The sequence below is a fragment of the Neisseria flava genome (assembly GCF_982712965.1).
In genome coordinates, this window is sequence record NZ_CEXQBZ010000003.1 from 1 (window position 1) to 20,272 (window position 20,272).

At 53.4% G+C, this 20,272-nt stretch carries 21 protein-coding genes, 1 tRNA gene and 2 pseudogenes; 13 read left to right on the forward strand and 11 right to left on the reverse strand.

The window, feature by feature from the left end:
• Positions 1-209 (forward strand): hypothetical protein (locus tag AC5M9B_RS00220; protein ID WP_487648070.1); only part of this gene is annotated, 209 nt, incomplete at its 5' end.
• A 91-nt stretch (positions 210-300) separates the two neighbouring features.
• Here AC5M9B_RS00220 and AC5M9B_RS00225 read toward each other — a convergent pair.
• On the reverse strand, positions 301-1,251 hold the full coding sequence (locus AC5M9B_RS00225; RefSeq protein ID WP_070655299.1) for a D-2-hydroxyacid dehydrogenase: 951 nt from the start codon (positions 1,249-1,251) through the stop codon (positions 301-303).
• Between the two features lie 86 nt (positions 1,252-1,337).
• Here AC5M9B_RS00225 and AC5M9B_RS00230 point away from each other — a divergent pair.
• The 5 genes and pseudogenes from AC5M9B_RS00230 to AC5M9B_RS00250 all read left to right on the forward strand — a co-directional run.
• Positions 1,338-1,445 (forward strand): annotated as a pseudogene (locus AC5M9B_RS00230) (IS5/IS1182 family transposase); the annotation flags it as partial.
• 39 nt (positions 1,446-1,484) lie between these two features.
• Positions 1,485-1,703, forward strand: a complete 219-nt coding sequence (locus AC5M9B_RS00235) for a DUF2061 domain-containing protein (RefSeq protein ID WP_070655297.1) — start codon at positions 1,485-1,487, stop codon at positions 1,701-1,703.
• 172 nt (positions 1,704-1,875) lie between these two features.
• A complete protein-coding gene (locus tag AC5M9B_RS00240; RefSeq protein ID WP_070655295.1) occupies positions 1,876-2,136 on the forward strand; it encodes a hypothetical protein in 261 nt (86 codons plus the stop codon).
• Positions 2,137-2,300: 164 nt separating this feature from the next.
• Complete coding sequence (locus tag AC5M9B_RS00245) at positions 2,301-2,630, forward strand: FKBP-type peptidyl-prolyl cis-trans isomerase (protein WP_003743612.1); 330 nt, start codon at positions 2,301-2,303, stop codon at positions 2,628-2,630.
• Positions 2,631-2,790: 160 nt separating this feature from the next.
• Positions 2,791-3,042: pseudogene (locus AC5M9B_RS00250) on the forward strand (glutamate--tRNA ligase family protein); the annotation flags it as partial.
• Between the two features lie 29 nt (positions 3,043-3,071).
• Here AC5M9B_RS00250 and AC5M9B_RS00255 read toward each other — a convergent pair.
• Positions 3,072-4,166, reverse strand: coding sequence for an ABC transporter substrate-binding protein (locus AC5M9B_RS00255; RefSeq protein ID WP_487648071.1), 1,095 nt, complete (start codon positions 4,164-4,166; stop codon positions 3,072-3,074).
• A 164-nt stretch (positions 4,167-4,330) separates the two neighbouring features.
• Here AC5M9B_RS00255 and gltX point away from each other — a divergent pair, with 164 nt between their 5' ends.
• A complete protein-coding gene (gene gltX, locus AC5M9B_RS00260) occupies positions 4,331-5,725 on the forward strand; it encodes a glutamate--tRNA ligase (protein ID WP_487648072.1) in 1,395 nt (464 codons plus the stop codon).
• 344 nt (positions 5,726-6,069) lie between these two features.
• On the opposite strand, the gene AC5M9B_RS00265 is transcribed toward gltX, so the two are convergent.
• The 8 genes from AC5M9B_RS00265 to AC5M9B_RS00300 form a co-directional block, all read right to left on the reverse strand.
• The gene (locus tag AC5M9B_RS00265; RefSeq protein ID WP_019269994.1) at positions 6,070-7,368 is read right to left on the reverse strand and encodes a M16 family metallopeptidase; all 1,299 of its coding nucleotides are present in this window, start codon (positions 7,366-7,368) and stop codon (positions 6,070-6,072) included.
• Positions 7,369-7,661: 293 nt separating this feature from the next.
• Positions 7,662-9,518, reverse strand: coding sequence for an ABC transporter ATP-binding protein (locus tag AC5M9B_RS00270; RefSeq protein ID WP_209283034.1), 1,857 nt, complete (start codon positions 9,516-9,518; stop codon positions 7,662-7,664).
• Positions 9,519-9,795: 277 nt separating this feature from the next.
• Positions 9,796-9,924 carry a hypothetical protein gene (locus tag AC5M9B_RS00275; protein ID WP_019269997.1) on the reverse strand — a complete coding sequence of 43 codons (129 nt, stop codon included), beginning with the start codon at positions 9,922-9,924 and terminating at the stop codon, positions 9,796-9,798.
• A gap of 67 nt (positions 9,925-9,991) precedes the next feature.
• Complete coding sequence (locus AC5M9B_RS00280; protein WP_209283035.1) at positions 9,992-10,828, reverse strand: GNAT family N-acetyltransferase; 837 nt, start codon at positions 10,826-10,828, stop codon at positions 9,992-9,994.
• 118 nt (positions 10,829-10,946) lie between these two features.
• A complete protein-coding gene (locus AC5M9B_RS00285; protein ID WP_203025819.1) occupies positions 10,947-11,192 on the reverse strand; it encodes a hypothetical protein in 246 nt (81 codons plus the stop codon).
• Between the two features lie 182 nt (positions 11,193-11,374).
• Positions 11,375-12,886 carry a DNA recombination protein RmuC gene (locus tag AC5M9B_RS00290; RefSeq protein WP_209283376.1) on the reverse strand — a complete coding sequence of 504 codons (1,512 nt, stop codon included), beginning with the start codon at positions 12,884-12,886 and terminating at the stop codon, positions 11,375-11,377.
• A 1,472-nt stretch (positions 12,887-14,358) separates the two neighbouring features.
• Positions 14,359-15,297: an ABC transporter ATP-binding protein gene (locus tag AC5M9B_RS00295; protein WP_487648074.1), complete on the reverse strand. Its 939-nt coding sequence runs from the start codon at positions 15,295-15,297 to the stop codon at positions 14,359-14,361.
• A gap of 81 nt (positions 15,298-15,378) precedes the next feature.
• Positions 15,379-16,257: an NUDIX hydrolase gene (locus tag AC5M9B_RS00300; protein ID WP_487648073.1), complete on the reverse strand. Its 879-nt coding sequence runs from the start codon at positions 16,255-16,257 to the stop codon at positions 15,379-15,381.
• Between the two features lie 155 nt (positions 16,258-16,412).
• Here AC5M9B_RS00300 and AC5M9B_RS00305 point away from each other — a divergent pair, with 155 nt between their 5' ends.
• The 5 genes from AC5M9B_RS00305 (at position 16,413) to AC5M9B_RS00325 (ending at position 19,010) form a co-directional block, all read left to right on the forward strand.
• Positions 16,413-17,009 (forward strand): beta-class carbonic anhydrase, encoded by a 597-nt coding sequence (locus AC5M9B_RS00305; protein ID WP_070655654.1) that lies wholly within the window; start codon positions 16,413-16,415, stop codon positions 17,007-17,009.
• A 55-nt stretch (positions 17,010-17,064) separates the two neighbouring features.
• A complete protein-coding gene (nadD, locus tag AC5M9B_RS00310) occupies positions 17,065-17,676 on the forward strand; it encodes a nicotinate-nucleotide adenylyltransferase (protein ID WP_070655652.1) in 612 nt (203 codons plus the stop codon).
• Positions 17,677-17,743: 67 nt separating this feature from the next.
• Positions 17,744-18,130: a ribosome silencing factor gene (gene rsfS, locus AC5M9B_RS00315; protein WP_070655650.1), complete on the forward strand. Its 387-nt coding sequence runs from the start codon at positions 17,744-17,746 to the stop codon at positions 18,128-18,130.
• A 195-nt stretch (positions 18,131-18,325) separates the two neighbouring features.
• On the forward strand, positions 18,326-18,796 hold the full coding sequence (gene rlmH, locus AC5M9B_RS00320; protein ID WP_016687125.1) for a 23S rRNA (pseudouridine(1915)-N(3))-methyltransferase RlmH: 471 nt from the start codon (positions 18,326-18,328) through the stop codon (positions 18,794-18,796).
• 137 nt (positions 18,797-18,933) lie between these two features.
• Positions 18,934-19,010: transfer RNA gene (locus tag AC5M9B_RS00325), tRNA-Met, on the forward strand.
• A 282-nt stretch (positions 19,011-19,292) separates the two neighbouring features.
• On the opposite strand, the gene AC5M9B_RS00330 is transcribed toward AC5M9B_RS00325, so the two are convergent.
• Positions 19,293-19,523 (reverse strand): helix-turn-helix domain-containing protein, encoded by a 231-nt coding sequence (locus tag AC5M9B_RS00330; protein WP_029609562.1) that lies wholly within the window; start codon positions 19,521-19,523, stop codon positions 19,293-19,295.
• A 101-nt stretch (positions 19,524-19,624) separates the two neighbouring features.
• Between AC5M9B_RS00330 and AC5M9B_RS00335 the strand changes: the two genes are divergently transcribed.
• Entirely contained in the window at positions 19,625-20,080 is a 456-nt protein-coding gene (locus tag AC5M9B_RS00335) for a PH domain-containing protein (RefSeq protein WP_070655648.1), read from the forward strand.
• Positions 20,081-20,272 lie beyond the last annotated feature (192 nt).

Below are 20,272 nucleotides of genomic sequence, written 5' to 3' on the forward strand. Positions count from 1 at the left end.
GCCGTATGCTACCGCATACTGGCCTTTTTCTGTTAGGGAAAGTTGCACTTCAAATGCGAATCCGCCGTCGTCTGAAAACTAAGATTCAGGTTTCAGACGACCTTTGCCGTTTGAAAGCATCGGTTTTTGATAAAATCCACGGATTGCTCACAACTTATCCACAATTTGAACTTCATCCCAATTCAATCAAATCAAACTTAATTCATTGAAAAATATCAATATACAAAAGGTCGTCTGAAAATTTTCAGACGACCTTTTAAATTGTTCACAAAATTATCAACAGGACTAGGGTTATCGGCATCAAACCAGATTCTGCGGATTGCCTGCGACGAAGCGGTTGATGTTGTCCACAAGGATGTCAAACAGACGGTTGGCGGCCTCTTGGCTTGCCCATGCAATGTGTGGCGTGACAATGAGGTTGGGCAGTCGAGCTTTCAGCAGAGGGTTGCCGTCGCGCGGCGGCTCTTGTGTTAACACGTCAAAACCTGCCCCGCCGATTTGCCCGTATTTCAAGGCGGCGATGAGCGCGTGTTCGTCCACCAGTCCGCCGCGTCCGCAGTTGATGATGACGGCGCCGGGCTTCATCTGCTGCAATTCGGCTTCGCCTATCATATTTGCCGTTTCCGGCGTGAGCGGGCAATGCAGCGACAGCGCGTCGGCAGTGCGGACGGCTTCGTCAAAGGAAACGTAGCCGTCGCGGACGGTTTCGGCGTGTTTGTGTTCGACAAACACGACCTTCATTTTGAACGCCTGTGCATAAGTTGCCAGCGTTTTACCAATATTGCCGCGACCGAAAATCGCCAGTGTTTTACCGTTTAAATCGCGCATCGGTGCGCCGAGGTGGCAGAAAAACGGCGAGTTTTCCCACAAGCCTGCTGCAACGTCTCGCTGATAGGCAGGCAGGTTGCGCATCAGGGTAATCATCATCATAAACGCGTGTTCCGCCACGGATTCATTGCCGTAAGCGCGGATGTTGCACACGCTCACGCCCGCTTGCTTGGCGGCAGCAAGGTCAACATTGTTGACGCCCGTCGCGGCTAGCGCAATCAGTTTGAGCTGCGGGTTGGCGGCGATGTGTTCGGCGGAAATCACGACTTTGTTGGTAATGATGATGTCCGCGCCCTGTATGCGCTCGGCGGTCTGATGCGCCTCAGTCGAACCATAGCTGCTTAAAGTATGCGGAAAATCAAAGTCAAACGGACGGTCGGCAAGCGTGTCGCGGTCGAGAACGGCAATACACAGTGGATTCATATTTCACCTATCAAAAATAAAATAATGATTTAAATAAACTAATTTTGAATAAAATATTCAAAAGATACGGCGTAGTTGAGAATGGTTATAGTGGATTAACTTTAAATCAGGACAAGGCGACGAAGCCGCAGACAGTACAGATAGTACGACAAGGCGAGGCAACGCCGTACTGGTTTAAAGTTAATCCACTATATTATCCGAACCATACAGACATCACCAATCAGGAAACCATCATGATTAAAACCATGACCTTTGCCATTTTACATTTCGCCACCGCGTTTGGCGTTGCCTATATTTTGACCGACAGCATCGGCATCTCAAGCGCAGTCGCGCTGGTCGAACCGCTTGCCAACACCGTCGTTTTTTATTTCCACGAAAAGGCATGGCGACGCTACGAAAAAAATAAAACTTTGAAGCAGGAATGGACTACGCCGCTGCACCATTGTGGATAAGTTTTGACCGGGGGTCGTCTGAAAACGGGTTAGGGTTTATTGTTTCTTATTGATAAATATTCTTTCAATAAAATGGATATTTATTAATCCAAACGAAATCAATAAAATGCTTTCCATCGCTTGAACGCCTATGCAGTTCATCTTTTATATTCAACATCATAAGGAAAGTATCATGAAAAAAGCACTCTTCGCCTCCCTCATCGCTGTTGCCGCCGCCGCATCTTTCGCCGACAGTCGCATTCCTGAATGGAATCATGCCAACGACTCCGGCCCCATTCCGGGCTTAACTCAAGTCGAATATCACGACGCGTACGATATGCGTAAGGATGATGACCGCGTGAAATTTACCGTACCTGCCACAGGCGTGCGCGAAATCACCGACATCGGCTACAACGACACCTATGCCCGCTCATTGCAAAACGGCTCAAATTGATTGCCAAGCAGTTGACGATACATTGAAAGGTCGTCTGAAACGTATCCATCCGTTTTCAGACGACCTTTTGCTTTATCGGAAACGGCAGCTATGATACCCTTCAGCGCGGAATATCGAAGAGTCGATATTGTTAACCGATTGAAAACGCTATGAAAGGATAAAACATGAGCGGTTTGATTATTGAAGATTTGCAGGAAGGCCACGGCAAAGAGGCCGTGAAAGGCAAGGAAATTACCGTGCATTACACCGGTTGGCTGGAAGACGGCACCAAATTCGACTCCAGCCTCGACCGCCGTCAGCCGCTGACGATTACGCTGGGCGTGGGCCAGGTCATTCAAGGCTGGGACGAAGGTTTCGGCGGCATGAAAGAAGGCGGCAAACGCAAGCTGACCATTCCCGCAGAAATGGGCTACGGCGCACGCGGCGCGGGCGGCGTGATTCCGCCAAACGCGACATTGGTGTTTGAAGTGGAGCTGTTGAAAGTTTATGAATAATGCCTGACGGCATCGGGATGGATTTTCTGCTTTGAATCTGCTTTGAAAAAGAGCGAAAGGTCGTCTGAAACCTGAATTTTCAGGTTTTCAGACGACCTTTCATTGTCCGATTCCGTCTAAAAACAGTAAAATACCCGTTTTAAAAGATTCTGGAGCCATCATGACCGTCAAAACCCGTTTCGCCCCCAGCCCCACCGGCTACCTACACATCGGCGGCGTGCGCACCGCCTTGTTTTCATGGGCGTTTGCCCGCCATCACAAAGGCGAGTTCCTATTGCGTATCGAAGACACCGACTTGGCACGTTCTACCGCCGAATCCGTCAACATCATCCTCGACGGCATGAAATGGGTCGGTCTGAACTACGACAACGCCGACAACGTCGTGTATCAAACCCGCCGTTTCGACCGCTATACGGCCTGAGCCTATGATTTTTTCAGCCGCTATTTCAATTGGATGTAAAACGTACCGTCCGGCACGACGGGCAGGTATTTGCGGTAGAAGTCCAGATAGGTCTTGTTTGGGTCTATGTCGGCAAACTGCTGCGGATACAGGGTTTTGGCGATAAATTGCGCGCTGGCCAAATCGGCGAGCGAGCGGGAGGCGGTGTGGTAGATGCCGTAAACGCGTTTGTTTTTGACGGCAGGAATGTCTGCCCAGCCTTTGCGTTTGACAAATCCGGCCAGGCGGCGTTGCGCATCGGCCTGGCTGATGCCTATGCCCATCGCCATAATGTTAGGCTTGTCTTTATGGCCGTTTTCCGTCCCTGAAATGACGATGACGTCGGGTTTGGCCGTCAGGAATTTTTCAGGGTTTATCGGTCCCCAGTTTTTAACGTAAGGCGCGGCGATATTGTTGCCGCCTGCTGTGTCGGCAATCGCGCCCCACATATCTTTGCCGAAGGTGTAGCTGTATTCGGACGGGCCTTTGTCGCCGAACTCGATATAGATTTTCGGTTTGGACTGTTTGGCGCGCGCGACGCGTTTTTGGATGTCGGCAATGCCTCGGGCGTATTCGGCGGCAATTTTTTGGGCGCGCGCTTGCGTACCGTTGAGTTCGCCGAAAATTTCCGCACTGCGCGTGTGCCGCGCGACGGTTTCGGCGTTGAAATCGACCACGACGACGGGTATGCCTGCCGCTTTAATGCGCGGCAGATGGGTGGCGATGGCCTTATACTGCCAGTCGGCCAGAATCAATACGTCCGGCTTGAGCGCGAGCGTTTTCTCCAGTGAAAACGTGCCGGTGCTGATGTTGCCGATGTCTGCAATGTTTTGCAGCGTAGGCAGCTTCTGTTTGAACATCGCCCAGCTGCCGGGATTGAATTTCTCCCAAAACTCACGCGAAATGCCGATGACGTTTTTAAATTTGTCCGCGCCCGTTACCGCGATATAGTCGGGATAGTAAAACGCCAAAACCGCGCGTTTGACAGGGACATCGACTTTGACTTCGCGTCCCAATACGTCTTTGATAGTTTTGATTTCGGCTTGGGCAAAAAGGGGCAGGAGGGCGAGGGCGGCAAATAAAGCGCGTTTGTTCATGAGCGGATCCTTTAAAAGAAATAATTATCATTATATTTGATTTGTTTTCAGGAGAAAAGTTCCCAGACGGTCCTTCTGCGCCGACATTATTTTCAGACGGCCTTACATTGTTTAAACCTTGCCGAAAAAGTAAAATACCTGTTTTCAAAGACTTTGGAGCCATCATGACCGTCAAAACCCGTTTCGCCCCCAGCCCCACCGGCTACCTGCACATCGGCGGCGTGCGCACCGCCTTGTTTTCATGGGCGTTTGCCCGCCATCATAAAGGCGAGTTCCTATTGCGTATCGAAGACACCGACTTGGCGCGTTCTACCGCCGAATCCGTCAACATCATCCTCGACGGCATGAAATGGGTCGGTCTCGATTACGACAACGCCGACAACGTCGTGTATCAAACCCGCCGTTTCGACCGCTATAAAGAAGTCATCGCCGAACTCTTGGAAAAAGGCGCCGCCTACTACTGCTATTGCAGCAAAGAAGAGCTGGAAGCCATGCGCGAGAAAGCCGAAAAAGAAGGCACGGCGACTTACGACCGCCGCTGGCGTCCAGAAGCAGGCAAAACCCTGCCCGAAATCCCTGCTGACGTGCAACCGGTCGTCCGCTTCAAAACGCCTTTGGACGGCGTGACCAAATGGACGGACTTGGTCAAAGGCGAAATCTCCATTCCCAACGAAGCACTCGACGACCTGATTATCGCCCGCGCCGACGGTACGCCGACTTACAACTTCTGCGTTGTCGTGGACGACTACGACATGGGCGTTACCCACGTTATCCGCGGCGACGACCATGTGAACAATACCCCGAAACAAATCAACATCTTAAAAGCCATCGGCGCAAACCTGCCCGAATACGGCCACCTGCCCATGATTCTCAACGAACAAGGCAAAAAAATCTCCAAACGCAGCGGCGATACCGTCGCCATCACCGACTTCGGCGCGATGGGCATCCTGCCCGAAGCCATGCTCAACTATCTGGCACGCTTGGGCTGGGCGCACGGCGACGACGAGTTCTTTACGATGGAACAATTCATCGAATGGTTTGATTTGAAAGACGTTTCCCCGTCTCCAAGCCGCATGGACTTGAAAAAGCTCTACTGGATCAACGGCGAACACATCAAAATCACGCCCAACGAAAAACTCGCGGAACTCATCAAGCCCCGCCTTGCCCTGCGCGATATTTACGACACGGCAAAACCCGCGTTGGAAGACGTGTTGGCATTGGTCAAAGACCGCGCCCAAGACCTGAACACCCTCGCCGACGAGTGCCTCTACTTCTACGTCAAACAAACGCCTGCCGAAGCGGACGTACAGAAACACTGGGACGACGAAGCCGCCGCCCGTATGCTGCGCTTCGCCGAACGCCTCGAAGGTTTGGAAGACTGGAATGCCGAAGCCATCCACGACCTGTTCAAACCCTTCTGCGACGAAGAAGGCATCAAAATGGGCAAACTCGGCATGCCCCTGCGCCTCGCCGTCTGCGGCACGGCGAAAACGCCCAGCGTCGATGCCGTGTTGGCATTGATCGGCAAAGAAGAAGTGTTGAAACGGATACGTTCTTAAAGCATTGAAAAGGTCGTCTGAAAATTTTCAGACGACCTTTTTGATTTTTCCGATACCCTTTGATTTCTTGTGAAATAGACGGCAGGTTGGAACAGAAAACACCTGTTCCGTCATTTCCGCGCAGGCGGGAATCCGGCTTCTGCGTTTGAGGGAATATTTAGAAATCACCATTATTTCAACTTTCCAGACTCCCGACTGCGCGGGTAAATCCCAGAATAGGGACTTGTCGTTTGAAACCCCTATAACAAGCGTTCGGAAGAAGAAAGCCGTTTCGAGTATAAAAAACGTCGTCTGAAACCTAAAACCTGTTTTCAGACGACGTTTGCGTTTATTCAGCCCGAACTTTACTGCGCACCGACCACGACGATATTCAAGTCTTCGGGGCGGACGCGTTTTTGCCAGGCGGCTTTGACGTCGGCGGCGGTCAGTTTGGCGACGGCTTTGGGGTAGGCTTCGAGGTAGTCGTCGGGCAGGTTATAGACGCCGATGAGGTTCAAGTAGCCGAGCAGTTTGGCGTTGGAATCGAAACGCAGGGGGAAGCTGCCTGTGATGTTGGCTTTTGCCTGAGCCATTTCTTCTTCGGTCGGACCTTCAGCGATGAACTGCCTGATGACTTCCTGTGCTGCGGCAAGCGAGGCGCGGGCGGCGGGTTTGCGCGAAGAATAAGCGATGGTGAACATGCCTGCCTGACGTTCCGGAGTAAGGTTGCTGTACACGCCGTAGGTGTCGCCCCTCTGATTGCGCAGGACTTCCATCAGGCGGCTGTCGAATCCGCCGCCGCCGAGGACGTAGTTGCCGGCAACAAGCGCGTAGTAGTCGGGGTCGTTACGGGTAATCAGCGGCATTCCGAGCATGATTTGCGCCTGTTCGCCGGCGAAGGGGATGTCACGGCGTTGTGCAGGATGTTTTTTGACGGGCGGAACATCGGCCGATGCGGCAGCATGGTCGGGCAGGCCGGACAATGCGTTTTGCACGAGGCGGTCGGCACCTTTGCGGTCTATATCGCCGACGATGGCGACGACGGCATTGTTTTTGCCGTAGCGGGTGCGGTAAAACGCGCGGATGTCGTCAAGCGTGATGCCGTTTATGCTTTGTACGGTGGTGTATGCGCCTTTGCCGTAAGGGTGGTCGGGATAGGAGAGGCGCGCCAATGTTCGGGCGGCGGTGAAGTCGGGTTTGGTTTCCTGTTGTTGCAGGAAGGTGGCGGCTTGCGTTTGGTTGCGGCGGAACACAGCTTCGTCGAAACGCGGGCGGGTCAGTGCGCCGTTGAACAGGGAAACGGCTTTTTTGAGTGTGTCCGGACGGCTCAGGCTGCGCAGGGTGGCGGTGGCGGTTTCGTTGTCCGTACCGCTGCCGATTTCAACTGCCAATCCGTTGGTTTGGGCGTTGAAGGTTTCTTCGTCCATTTCTTTTGTGCCGCTGGTCAACAGGGCGGCGGTGAAGGCGGCGGTTTCGCTTTTGCCGTCGGGATCGGACGCGTTGCCTGCGCCTCGGAAGCTGACTGCCATGTCGATAATCGGATTTTCATGCCGCTCGGCCAAGAGGACCTGCACGCCTTGCGGGGTGGTCCAGCGTTGGATGTTGACCGCTGCCTGTACGGACAGGGGCAGGATAAGGGCGAGGAAGGCAGGAGCGTATTTCATTGTTTTTCCTTTCGGACGGTATTCTTCAGGGGCAGTATAGTGCAAGTACGCGGAATGAAACACCCTTTGGCGGGAAGGTTACGGCGGTTTAATTGTCTGGCCGCCGAAAATTAAGGGTCGTCTGAAACCTGATTTTCGGTTTCAGACGACCCTTCCATCCTTCGGTCAGATTCGTAATTTATAACCAAAAAAGAAGGGCGCAATCTTGCGCCCTGACGAGATGATTTTGAACTGGGGTCGTCTGAAATTCAAAACCGGATTTTCAGACGACCTTTTGTCTTACTGCAAGACACTCAATTATGTTCCCAATCAACGTGTTCGCTCAAGAAACCGCCGCTTTGGTGCGCCCAGAGTTTGGCGTAGAGGCCTTGTTTTTCGAGGAGTTCGGCGTGGCTGCCTTCTTCGATGATGCGGCCTTTGTCCAAGACGATGAGCCTGTCCATCGCGGCGATGGTGGAGAGGCGGTGGGCGATGGCGATGACGGTTTTGCCGTCCATCATTTTGTCGAGACTTTCTTGGATGGCGGCTTCGACTTCGGAGTCAAGCGCGCTGGTGGCTTCGTCGAGCAGCAGGATCGGCGCGTCTTTGAGCATGACGCGGGCGATGGCGATGCGTTGGCGCTGACCGCCGGAGAGTTTCACGCCGCGTTCGCCGACGTGGGCGTCATAGCCGCGCCGCCCTTTGGCGTCGGAAAGGTTGGGGATGAAGTCGGCGGCTTCGGCGCGTTCGGCGGCGGAAATCATTTCGGCGTCGGTGGCATCGGGGCGACCGTAAACGATGTTGTCGCGCACGGAACGGTGCAGCAGCGAGGTGTCTTGCGTGACCAAACCGATTTGGGCGCGCAGGCTTTCTTGGGTTACGCTGTCGACGTTTTGCCCGTCAATCGAAATCGTGCCGCTTTGCGGTTCGTAGAAGCGCAAAAGCAGGTTGACGATGGTGGATTTGCCCGCGCCGCTGCGTCCGATCAAGCCGACTTTTTCGCCCGGACGGATGGTAAGGTTGAAGCCGTTGAGCAGCGGTTTGCCTGCTTCGTAGGAGAAATCGACGTGTTCAAACTTGATTTCGCCTTGCGACACTTTCAGCGGCAGGGCGTTCGGCTTGTCGAGGATGGTTTGCGGTTTGGACAGGGTTACCATGCCGTCGTTGACGGTGCCGATGTTTTCAAACAATCGGGCGGATTCCCACATGATGTATTGCGACAAACCGTTGACGCGCAACGCCATGGCGGTGGCGGTGGCGACTGCGCCGACGCCGACTTGCCCGTGATACCAAAGCCAGATGCCCAGCGCGGTCGTGCCGGCGGTCAGCGAGCTGTTGACGATGAAGCTGCATGTGTGCAGGAGCGTCGCCAAACGCATTTGGGCGTGTACCGTAACCATAAATTCTTCCATCGACTGCTTGGCATAAGCCGCTTCGCGCGCGCCGTGGGAGAAGAGTTTGACGGTGGTGATGTTGGAATAGGCGTCGGTAATGCGGCCGGTCATCAGCGAGCGCGCATCCGCCTGACGCGAAGCGGTTTTGCCGAGCTTGGGAATCAGGAAGCGCATCACTAAGGCGAAGCCAATCATCCAGCCGATAAAGGGCAGCAGCAGCCAGCCGTCGAGCGCGACCAGAATCACGCCGGAAGTAATGAAATACACCAGCACATACACAACCATGTCGGCAACCGTCATCACCACGTCGCGCATCGCCAGCGCGGTCTGCATGACTTTGGCGGACACGCGGCCGGCAAATTCGTCCTGATAGAAACCGAGGCTCTGCCCCAGCATCAGGCGGTGGAAATTCCAGCGCAGGCGCATGGGGAACACGCCTTGCAGGGTTTGCAGGCGCACGTTGGACGCGAGGAAGGTCCAAAGGGCGAAAAACACCATCATTCCCGCCATCGCCGTCAACGCCCAGCCTTTTTCGGCAAACAGGGTCGCGGGCGTGTATTTGCCAAGCCAGTCCACGACTTTGCCCATAAATTGAAATAACAAGGCTTCCATAATGCCGATACCGGCGGTAAACACCGCCAAGACGGCAATCCATTTGCGCAAGCCTTCGATGTTGCTCCAGACAAACCGCCACAGCCCTTTTTCAGGCGTTTTCGGGGCGGCTTCGGGATAGGGGTCGATTCGGGATTCGAACCATGAGAATATTTTTTGAATCATTGTATTGTTTTGATTGAGATAGAGTGGATTTCAGACGACCTCTACGGTGGGGACAGGTCGTCTGAAAACAAGTATCGGGAGTTAAAGGCATTATTTTACGGGAAAAAACGGCGGGAAGACACCGCGAAGGAGAAGCGGGAACGATAATTCGGCAGATGTTTTGCCGAGAGCGGGTTTGCCAATCTGATTTGGGTTTTGCCGAAACAAAGGTCGTCTGAAAATCCGAATGATGTTTTCAGACAACCTTTGAGTTATCGCGGATTCACTGTTATGGCTGTTATCGGGTATGGCTGCTTTCGATGCCCGTTTTGATTTCGCCATAGACTTGCGAGCTGCCGCCCGTTCCCGTTGCAGAAGTACAGGCGGCAAGGAAGAAGAGGACGGTGAGGCTGAGGACGGTTTTCATGGGGTTCCTTTCTCGGGAGGGAAAGAGGTCGTCTGAAACCATATTTGGTTTCAGACGACCTTTTGGGTTATTTAGGATCGCAGCGGAAATGGTATGCGCAGATTTCGAAGCCGTTTTTGAAATACAGGCGGTGCGCATCGACGCGGTCGTGATTGACGTGGACGTTAAGGTGGATTTTGGTTACGCCCGTTTCCGCACCGATTTTGCGGACTTCTGCCAACAGGCGTGAGGCGTAACCTTTGCGGCGGCTTTGCGGCAGGGTAACGATGTCGTCGATGTGGATATGGCAGCCGCTGGCGAGGTTGCAGGATTCGCGGAAGCCGCAGACAGCGACGGCGTTGTGTTTGCCTTCTTCGAAAATACCCAAGAGGCGGTAGCCGGCGGGGCGTTGGACGGTGTTGATTTGTTCGGTGAATTTGCTGATGTCGGTCAATGCGGAACGCAGGACGCTGAGGGCGGCGAAGGCAGTGGATGTGTCTTCGGGCGGGATTTCGCGCAGAATGTATTCGGCAGCGGCGGCTTCGGCCTGTGCTTTTTCGGCGGCGTGTTTTTCTTCGATGGCTTGTGCCAGCAGGACGCGTTCGGCCGGTTCGCCTTGCGCTTTGTCTTCCTGTTCTTTCAAAAGCTCTTTGCAGTCGATGATGCGCAAGTCGTTGTCGGCGGCAAAGTCCATCAGGAAACGGAACATCTGCGGATTGTCTTCTTCGAGTTTCTTATCGACGGCGACGCAGCGGACGTTGTCCACCAGCATGGGGCGCACCCAGTTGGAGTAGGACAACCGGTTGTCTTTGGTGAATGAGGACAATATGCCGCACAAGCGTTCTGCCCAGTCGCTGGGACGGAAAATCTTGCCTTTGTTGGTTGTGCCGTGAATCACGACTTCGTAGGGGTTGCAGACTAACATGGCGGTTTCCTGTGTAGAGTTTGAAATTCGGGCGGACACATGAAAACAGGATATTCAAATTGCCGCCGTTCCTTTTTGCGGGAAGGACGGCGCGGGCCATTCCTGTTTGAATGTACGGTCAGATGGTGGGTGGGATAAATGCTTTGTGTCCGTTTTTGATTGATTTCACTATAAGAATGTTCATGATTATACCGCACAGTCCGGGTTTCGTGGCAGTCGGGCGGATGTAAGCCGCTTTTGAGGTCGTCTGAAACTGAAAGAAGCCGGTTTCGCTGAAATAAATAAAGCGGTGCTTGTCCGAACCTTTTTCAGACGACCTGTTTGCCGCAGCATTGTTTTCTCCGTCCTGCCAACCTGCTTGCATTGATACTGCTTAATTACTTAATTATCGGCTCTCATTCCTGCCCCACTCAGGCGGAGGTGGGAGGGGCGGTTGAGGGCTGGTGTCGTTCAAAAGCAAAGCGAATCAGTTAAAAATAAAAAAGGCGCATCATGCGCCCTTTTTGTCTTTGATACGTCGTCCGAAACCCGACGAAGGACAAACCGTCAATCTTCTTCCCCTTCCGGCAAACCTTGATCCTGCAAAGTATCCTGCAAGGCGGATTCTTGGGCGGTTTCCACCAAATCGCGTTGCAGGCGTTTGGTGGTTTTCACGCCCAACGCGCGCAGTTTTTCGGCGCGGCTGACGAGGTTGCCGCGTCCTTGCGAGAGCTGTTTGAAGGCTTGTTGGAACTGGTTTTGCGCTTGGTCGATGTTTTTGCCGACGCCCTCGAGCGTTTGGACGAAGCCGGTGAATTTGTCGTAAAGCCTGCCGCCTTCTACCGCGATGGCGAGGGCGTTTTGGTTTTGCTGCTCGTTGCGCCAGATGTGGGCGACGGTGCGCAGGGTGGCGAGCAGCGTACTCGGGCCGACCGGCATGATGCGCTTGTCGAAACATTCTTGGAACAGGGCGGTATCGTGTTGCAAGGCGAGCAGATAGGCGGGTTCGACGGGGATGAACATAAACACGAAGTCCAGCGTGCGCACGCCTTCGAGGTCGGTATAATCTTTTTGCGAAAGGCTGCGGATGTGGGCGCGGATGCTGGCGACGTGGGCGGCGAGTTCGCGCTCGGCGGTTGCAGCGTCGGCGGCTTGGGTGTAGCGGACGTAGGCGGTCAGCGAGACTTTGGAATCGATGACGATTTGTTTGCCTTCGGGCAGGTTGACGAGGACGTCGGGCTGGAGGCGGCGCGCGCCGTCTTCTTCTTGGCGGACGGCGGCGGCTTGGACGGTGTATTCGCGCCCTTTTTGCAGGCCGGAATGTTCCAAAACGCTTTCTAAAATCATCTCGCCCCAGTTGCCTTGGGTTTTGTTTTGCGTGCCGGTGAGCGCGTCGGTGAGGGCTTTGGCGTCGCTGTGCAGCTGGGTGTTGAGGGTTTGCAGACGTTTGAGTTCGTTTTCGAGGGTCAGCCTTTCGCGCGCTTCTTTTTCATAAGTTTGCTGCACAAGCTCGCTGAAGCCGTGGATGCGTTCGTTGAGCGGAGTGAGCAGTTGGTTGAGGTGGTCGCGGTTTTGCTCGGTGAAGCGGCGGCTTTTCTCTTCCAAAATGGTGTTGGCGAGGTTTTGAAACTGGTCGCCCAAGCTTTGTCGGGCTTCGGCAAGGAGCTTGAGCTTTTCGTCGGCGGCGAGGCGTTCCTGTTCGAGCTGGATGTGGAGGCGTTCGTTGCGGACGTGCAGGTTGTGCGCGTTTTCCTGAAGCTCGGCGTAATCTTGTTTCAGACGACCTGCTTCCTGTTCGCGCTCTTGGAGGTAGCCGATTTGGCGTTCGGCGGCGGCGAAGCGGTTGCCCAATTCCTGCAACTCGCCCTGCAAATCTTGGACATGATAGCGCGCATCGGCAAGCTCGGCGGCGGTTTGCGCCTGATTTTGTTCGGCAAATTCAAGATGCTGGCGGCATTCGGCAAGCGATTGCATCAGGGCAAACTGCTGCGTCTGCGCCTTGTTGCGGGCGAGCAGCCAAGTAATGAGCGCGCCGGACAAAAAGGCAAGCGCGGCGGTCAGAAGGAGCGGGAGATTCATAGGTCGTCTGAAAACGGAAAAAGCAAAAACGGCAATATAGCATGTTTGCAAGGCAAGCTCGCTGCGCGCTTGAGTAGGATAGGGCGGAATGGCTGATAAACCGATGCCGAGCAGCGGGTCGCAGAATGCAGGGCGCAGCAGTCGTATCCAACCGATTTCATTGGGGGCGAACAACAGAGCCGAAACAGAAAGCCTTTTCAGACGACCCTGCCAACATATAAAGATAGACAGGTCGTCTGAAAACCTGAAAACAAGTTTTACACGTTTCGTTGCGCCGGATGAGAGATTTATTTAATGAGCGATTTCACAAGAAAACAGCGGATTCAGGTTTGTCGGGCAGGGATTTTGGTTTCAGACGACCTGTTTTTGCCAAAAATGGATAGATAATTTAAAAAATGGCAATGGCGATTATAGTCTAAGGCTAAAAACCAAAAAGCCAAGCGGAAAAGTGTTGTTTTTTATCTGATTGAAAAATAAAAGGAAAATTTAAAATTTGTCTGAAATGATGTAATTTGGCAACAAAAAATCCGAGAGCATCTATTCTAAAATAAACAATTTGTAATCGGCTTGTAACTAAAACATCGGTGTCATTCCGCAAGACATCGGTGTCATTTTCAAAACCAAAAATAATTTATCAAAATAATTACATTATAGCATTAATACCGCTATTTTCTTTACAAAAAAACTGTATAATTTATCAATTAAGGCGGTATCATGATCCCTATCGATACGGCAGACACGCCGACGGAGAATGCAGATGTTATTAAATAACATTTGATGAATATGAGAAAGGATTACCCGAAATGAAAAATTTATTGACCTTAGCCGCAGCCTCTTTAATCGGTATGGCAGGCGTTACCGTTTCAGCCGCTATGGTTGTCCGCAATATCGAAACTGCTGCAAAAAAATAATTTGAAAACAAACGAAATATTTTAAACGCTTCCCAAAACCCCACAAACAACCCTTCCCGCCCAAGGCGGAGCGGCTTTCGGCTTTCAACCGATTCCGGCATCAGATGCCGACACAAGCGCGAACCGCAGACCGCCAGATTCGATTCAGCGGCGGGAACAAAAGAAAGAGAGATTACCATGAAAAACTTAATCAAATTGGCAGCCGCCTCCCTGATTGGCATGTCCGGTCTGACCGCCAGTGCGACGACCGTCGCCAAAAACATCGCCGAAGCCGGCAAATAATAAGCCGACCCGACGATAACATCCGCAACACAAACACAAGAAAGAGACTCAAAATGAAAGAATTGATCAAACTCGCCGCCGCATCCCTGATCGGTATGTCCGGTCTGGCCGCCGGCGCGACCCACATCGCCGACAATATGCGTACTGCAATTAAAAAATAAGCTCGGGCTGTTTTAAACCCCCAAGCTCTTGGAAGTAACAGCAAAGGTCGTCTGAAAATTTTCAGACGACCTTTTTTGATTTGTCCGACGGGTCAAACGACAGGCGGGACACAAAACATCATCGCAAGGGTTCAAACCAAACGATTTGTTCTTTATCGATATGTATCGGCACGGTATCGCCGGCGGGTAAGTGTTCGGCGGGTAACAGGGTGGTCAGTTCGCCGTATTCGGGGTGGGCGAAGGTCAGGCGCAGGCTGTCTGGCAAGGGCGTGAGGGACAGGATGCGGCAGGGTGTGCCTTGCGGGTCGGGACGGATGGCGTGTGTCGGGATGTGGCGCGCATCGTCGGTGTTGGGCAGCCCGAGCAGGCGGGCGGCTTGGGCGTTGGCGGGGCGGCGGAAGAGTTCGGCGGGCGTGCCGTATTGGAGGATGCGCCCTTCGTGCATGAGGGCGATATGGTCTGCCAGCGCGGCGGCTTCTTCGGGGGAATGGGTCACGAGGACGGCGGGGATGTTTTGACGGCGGATGCTCTCGTCGGTCAGGCGGTAGAGGGTGTGGCGCAGGTGGGTGTCGAGGCTGGAGAAGGCTTCGTCCAAGAGGAGCAGGGACGGTTTGATAATCAGGGCGCGGGCAAGGGCGAGGCGTTGCTGTTCGCCGCCGGAGAGGCTGCCGGGTTTGCGGCGGGCTTCGTTTTCCAAACCGATGTCGCGCAGCGCCTGCATGGTTTGTGCTTCGATTTCGGCTTGGGGCAGGCGGCGCATTTTGAGTCCGAAGCCGACGTTTTCTTGGGCGGTCAGGTGCGGGAACAGGGCGTAGTCTTGAAACATCAGCGAGACGTTGCGTTTTTCGGGCGGGACGGCGGTGATGTCCTGCCCGTCCAGCCAGACTTCGCCGCTGTCGGGTTTGACGATGCCTGCGATGATTTTGAGCAGGGTGGATTTGCCGCAGCCGGAGCGTCCGAGGACGGCAAGGGTTTCGCCTGCGGAGACGGTCAGGCTGATGCGGTCGGCGACGGTTTTGCTGTCGAAGCGTTTGCAGATGTCGGTAAGTCGGAGCATGGGTTTCAGACGACCTTTTGGGGAATCGGGAAAGGAAAACGGCGGGACGTTAATGGTTTTGTACTGTTTTATTTTTTGCATTCAGCGGCAAAGGCTGTCCAGCCAAAGGCTTAGCGGATGCTGCCTGTCGAGCGCGCCGTAGCGTTTAAGGGCTTCGAGGGTAACGAGCTGGGCATCGTACATCATGGTTTGGGACAACATGGTTTCGACGAGTTGCGAAACGTTCATCAATTCGAACCCTGCGACTTCGCCGTCTTGGTTTTCGGGGCGGACGGATTCGGGCAGGACGATGTCGAAGATGTGCAGGATTTCGTTGTGGATGCCGCGCGATACGGGGCGCAGGCTGTGGATTCGGGCGGCGGGGCGGAGGGCGGCTAGGGCGGGCGGCATCAGTCCGGCTTCTTCTTCGCTTTCGCGGCAGACGGCTTCAAACGGGGTTTCGCCGCTGGCAATGCCGCCGCCGACAAGGTTGTCGAGTTTGTCGGGATCGACGGCTTTGTGCGGACTGCGGCGGCCTATCCAAAAATACCAGCTACCGTCGGTTTGCACCAGTCCGTTGAGGTGGACGGCTTGGCTCATGAGTCCGAACGGGCGGAAGGCGGCGCGTTCCAACGCAAAGAGAACCTTGCCCGCGTCGTCGCACACGTCAAACTTTTCGTCGCGCCAGCCGTGCAGCAGTCCGAGGCTTTTCCATTCGTGCGCCAAATGCTGCAAACTGTCGCCCATCGCCAGCCAGTTGTCCGTTTGCAGGCAGAGGTCGTCTGAAATTTCAGAAAGCCCTTCCTGCCAGTCTTGTTTGATCCGTTCGCGCCAAAACGGATTCAGACGACCCAAAGCCAGCCCGTTCAGATAGAGCGTGTTCCAGTCGTCCGACGCGCCGTAACTTGCCCGCGCCCAATCGTAGAGCGCGTCGTGGGTGCGGCGGTCGATCGTTTCGGAAAAACAAGGGCGCGAAGACATGGCTGTTCCTCAATCCAATCATAAACATAAAGCGGATTGTATCTGCTTTGTTTCAATTTGCAATCAACTCTATCCATAGCCGGACGGTACACGATGCAAAGCCAAACCGCCTGAAAACCGCTATAATCGTCCCATTCTGTCGGAGGTCCAACACCATGAGCGAATTGAGCGAAATTCTCGCCTATAATCAAAATTTTGTCGAATCGGGCGAATACGAAAAATATTTCACCGACAAATATCCCGGCCGCGAACTGGCCATCCTGTCCTGCATGGACGCGCGCATCATCGAACTGCTGCCCGACGCGCTCGGACTGAAAAACGGCGACGCCAAGCTCATCAAAAACGCCGGCGCGGTCGTTACCCATCCTTGGGGTTCCGTCATGCGCAGCCTTTTGGTCGCCGTGTTCGAACTCAAAGTCAAAGAAATCATGGTCATTGCCCACTACGATTGCGGCATGAAGGGGCTGAACGCCGCCGGTTTCCTTGAAAAAGTACAGGAAAGCGACATCCCCGACGACCGCATCGAAACCTTGCGCAACGCGGGCATAAACCTCGACAACTGGCTGACCGGTTTCGACAACGTAGAAGACAGCGTCCGCCACACCGTCAAAGTCATCCGCAACCACCCGCTTATGCCCGCCGACATCGCCGTCCACGGACTCGTCATCCACCCGACCACCGGCAAACTCACCCTGGTTGTCGACGGCAGCCCCGAGGCAAAAAGCCTTTCAGACGACCCCGACAACCCATAAACCCGACAGGTCGTCTGAAACCCAAACAGAGCGCACACCACACCCAAGGACACCCATGATAAACATTGGACTTTTCGGCGGCACCTTCGACCCCATCCACAACGGACACCTCCACATCGCCCGCGCCTTCGCCGACGAAATCGGACTCGACACCGTCATCTTCCTGCCCGCAGGCGACCCCTACCACAAAGACCCGTCCCGCGCCTCCGCCCAAGACCGCCTCATCATGACCGAACTCGCCATCGCCGACGACCCCCGCTTCGCCGCCAGCGATTGCGACATCGTCCGCGACGGCGCAACGTACACCTTCGACACCGTCCAAATCTTCCGCCAACAATTCCCCGCCGCCCAACTTTGGTGGCTCATGGGCAGCGACAGCCTCATGAAACTGCACACTTGGAAAAAATGGCAGACCCTCGTGCGCCAAACCCACATCGCCGTTGCCATGCGCCAAGGCGACAACCTCAACCAAACCCCGCGCGAACTCCACGCCTGGCTGGGCGAAGCTCTCCAAAACGGCAGCGTCCGCATCCTCAACGCCCCCCTGCACAACACCTCCTCCACCCAAATCCGCCAAACCCTCCAAAGCGGCAGACTTTCAGACGACCTCCCGCCCCAAGTCGCCCGCCACATCCGCGAACACAAACTGTACCAAAGCGGAAAATAGCGTAAATTCATACAGATAAGTTATAATACCGTCCAAACCCCATTTCATTCCCACCATTAGGAAAACAATGAACGAACAAGAACTGCAAGACCTGAAAAAAATGGTCGAAACCGCCGTCGAAGCCCTCGAAGACATCAAAGCCAAAGACATCTCCGTCCTCGAAACCCAAGAAAAAACCTCACTGTTCGCCCGCATGATCATCGCCAGCGGCGACAGCACCCGCCAAGTTAAAGCCCTCGCCAACAACGTTGCCGTCAGCCTCAAAGAAGCCGGCTTCGAAATCCTCAGCACCGAAGGCGACAGCGGCGAATGGACACTCGTTGACGCAGGCGACCTCGTCGTCCACGTCATGCTGCCCGCCGTCCGCGACTTTTACGACATCGACACCCTTTGGGGCGGCGAAAAACCCAGCTTCCACGCCGGCGCGCAAAAACCCTGGCACGCCGCCGACTAAGCAGCCATCCCAAGCCGTCTGTGCATACAGACGGCTTTATTGCGCACGCCCTACCCCCTTTTTGCCCAAACCGAAGTTTTCAGACGACCCCTTGACCGAACAACAATATCAGCTTCAAAAATCCCGTTTCACCATCATTCAAACCAAAAGGTCGTCTGAAACCTTTCAGACGACCCCTTCCGACCAAGGAAACCCATGAACATCACCGTCCTCGCCGTCGGCACCAAAATGCCCCGCTGGGTGGACGAAGCCGTCGGCGAATACGCCAAACGCTTCGGACGCGACGTCGCCTACACCCTCAAAGAAATCAAACCCGAAAAACGCGGCGCAGGCGTCAACGCCGCACAAGGCATGGCGGCGGAAGAAAAACGCATCCTCGAAGCCATCCCCCAAGGCGCGTTCCTCGTCGTCCTCGACGAACGCGGCAAAGCCCCGACCTCCGTCGAACTGGCGGAACACCTCAAAAGCTGGCAGCAAAACGGCGAACACGTCTGCTTCGTCATCGGCGGCGCCGACGGCATGACCGACCGCCTCAAACAACAAGCCCGCATGATGATGCGCCTCTCCAGCCTCACCCTCCCGCACGGCATGGTGCGCGTCCTTCTGACCGAACAGCTCTACCGCGCCGTCTCCATCCTCCACAACCATCCCTACCACCGCGAATAGCAAAAGCCGTACCCATAGGCAGGCTTTTCGGCTTAAAAAGTAGTTACTTGAAATTATAGGAATTTTTTGTTCCGAACAATTTAATCAAGAAAATTCTTGACAACTTTCCAGAATGAAAGTATAGTTTTACCTTCTGACGCGGGATGGAGCAGCATGGTAGCTCGTCGGGCTCATAACCCGAAGGTCGTAGGTTCGAATCCTGCTCCCGCAACCAATTTCAAAAACCCTCGGTTTTCCGAGGGTTTTTTATTGTCTGCTGTTTTGGTAAAGCAGCAAACGGATTGGTTGCCGCGGGAAGGGGTTATGGCTGATTTTCTTAATTTTTGACACATTCCTTGTCTCGCATAGGCAGGGGAATGACACCCCGCAAATAAAGCAGTATCAATGCGTACGGAACGACCATGGCGTATTGTAAAGGTCGTCTGAAACCTTGGGTTTTGGGGTTTTAGACGACCTTTTTAGAAGATTGGTAATGTGGGCGGACCACTTGAACAGTTCAGGTATTTTTAATTTCTGAATCATCCGGCAGCAAGTCGTGTATGGAACAGTTTAAAGCAGAAGACAGTTGATACAGTTTATCGACCGTTATGTTGACCTCCCCCCTTTCTATTCTACCCATATAGCTTCTGTCTATATCGGCAAGTAAGGCTAAGTTTTCTTGGTTGATATTGGACTGTTTGCGGATTTCTCGGATTTTTACACCTATCAATATACTGATTTTACTCATGAGATTTGTCTTCACAAATCTCAAAATATCCAATTTTGACGTTTATTTATCCACGGATTATAATCCGTATTTTAGGAAATACATAATGTGGAGAACGTCAAATGGCAAGTTATATTGAAAGCTCTTTAGGGCGGAGTGAACGTATTGTTTATAAAGCGCAAGTATCGTGGCTGTCCCAATTCTGGGGGATTGTTTTTGGTATTCTGCTGTTGATGTGGGTAATCGGTATCGTATTGATAGTGTCCGCGGTATTGAATGTAATGACAACCGAGCTTGCTTTAACCAACAAAAGGGTTATCGCAAAGTTTGGCTTTATCCGCCGGCAAACAATTGAGTTAAATATCAACCGCATCGAAAGTATTTCGGTAAATCAAGGTTTTTGGGGCAGGATTTTCAATTATGGTTCCATAGTGGTCAGGGGGACGGGCGGCAGTCATGCTCCGATTCCTTATATCGCCCGACCGATGGAGTTCCGTCAACAATTCAATGACTTTATAGATAACGAAATTGATGCCGCCTCGAAAAATCAAATTGAAGTAAAACCGCCTGCCGTTTGAGATGGGCGGAAACGGTGTTTTTTGTTTTATATAGCAAAATCATAATAAAATATTTATTTCTAGTGATTCGAATATGAAAAGGTCGTCTGAAAACCTGGAAGCGGTTTTCAGACGACCTTGGATTCGGATTTCAAGTGCAACACTATGGTACTAGTGGTTTGAACAGATTCAAGAATAAAACACTTGGCGTTT

Coding starts and splice junctions, on each gene's coding strand:
- AC5M9B_RS00225 (WP_070655299.1), bottom strand. CDS start 1,251: ATGAATCCACTGTGTATTGCCGTTCTCGACCGCGACACGCTTGCCGAC.
- AC5M9B_RS00235 (WP_070655297.1), top strand. CDS start 1,485: ATGATTAAAACCATGACCTTTGCCATTTTACATTTCGCCACCGCGTTT.
- AC5M9B_RS00240 (WP_070655295.1), top strand. CDS start 1,876: ATGAAAAAAGCACTCTTCGCCTCCCTCATCGCTGTTGCCGCCGCCGCA.
- AC5M9B_RS00245 (WP_003743612.1), top strand. CDS start 2,301: ATGAGCGGTTTGATTATTGAAGATTTGCAGGAAGGCCACGGCAAAGAG.
- AC5M9B_RS00255 (WP_487648071.1), bottom strand. CDS start 4,166: ATGAACAAACGCGCTTTATTTGCCGCCCTCGCCCTCCTGCCCCTTTTT.
- gltX (WP_487648072.1), top strand. CDS start 4,331: ATGACCGTCAAAACCCGTTTCGCCCCCAGCCCCACCGGCTACCTGCAC.
- AC5M9B_RS00265 (WP_019269994.1), bottom strand. CDS start 7,368: ATGAAATACGCTCCTGCCTTCCTCGCCCTTATCCTGCCCCTGTCCGTA.
- AC5M9B_RS00270 (WP_209283034.1), bottom strand. CDS start 9,518: ATGATTCAAAAAATATTCTCATGGTTCGAATCCCGAATCGACCCCTAT.
- AC5M9B_RS00275 (WP_019269997.1), bottom strand. CDS start 9,924: ATGAAAACCGTCCTCAGCCTCACCGTCCTCTTCTTCCTTGCCGCCTGT.
- AC5M9B_RS00280 (WP_209283035.1), bottom strand. CDS start 10,828: ATGTTAGTCTGCAACCCCTACGAAGTCGTGATTCACGGCACAACCAAC.
- AC5M9B_RS00285 (WP_203025819.1), bottom strand. CDS start 11,192: ATGCAAGCAGGTTGGCAGGACGGAGAAAACAATGCTGCGGCAAACAGG.
- AC5M9B_RS00290 (WP_209283376.1), bottom strand. CDS start 12,886: ATGAATCTCCCGCTCCTTCTGACCGCCGCGCTTGCCTTTTTGTCCGGC.
- AC5M9B_RS00295 (WP_487648074.1), bottom strand. CDS start 15,297: ATGCTCCGACTTACCGACATCTGCAAACGCTTCGACAGCAAAACCGTC.
- AC5M9B_RS00300 (WP_487648073.1), bottom strand. CDS start 16,257: ATGTCTTCGCGCCCTTGTTTTTCCGAAACGATCGACCGCCGCACCCAC.
- AC5M9B_RS00305 (WP_070655654.1), top strand. CDS start 16,413: ATGAGCGAATTGAGCGAAATTCTCGCCTATAATCAAAATTTTGTCGAA.
- nadD (WP_070655652.1), top strand. CDS start 17,065: ATGATAAACATTGGACTTTTCGGCGGCACCTTCGACCCCATCCACAAC.
- rsfS (WP_070655650.1), top strand. CDS start 17,744: ATGAACGAACAAGAACTGCAAGACCTGAAAAAAATGGTCGAAACCGCC.
- rlmH (WP_016687125.1), top strand. CDS start 18,326: ATGAACATCACCGTCCTCGCCGTCGGCACCAAAATGCCCCGCTGGGTG.
- AC5M9B_RS00330 (WP_029609562.1), bottom strand. CDS start 19,523: ATGAGTAAAATCAGTATATTGATAGGTGTAAAAATCCGAGAAATCCGC.
- AC5M9B_RS00335 (WP_070655648.1), top strand. CDS start 19,625: ATGGCAAGTTATATTGAAAGCTCTTTAGGGCGGAGTGAACGTATTGTT.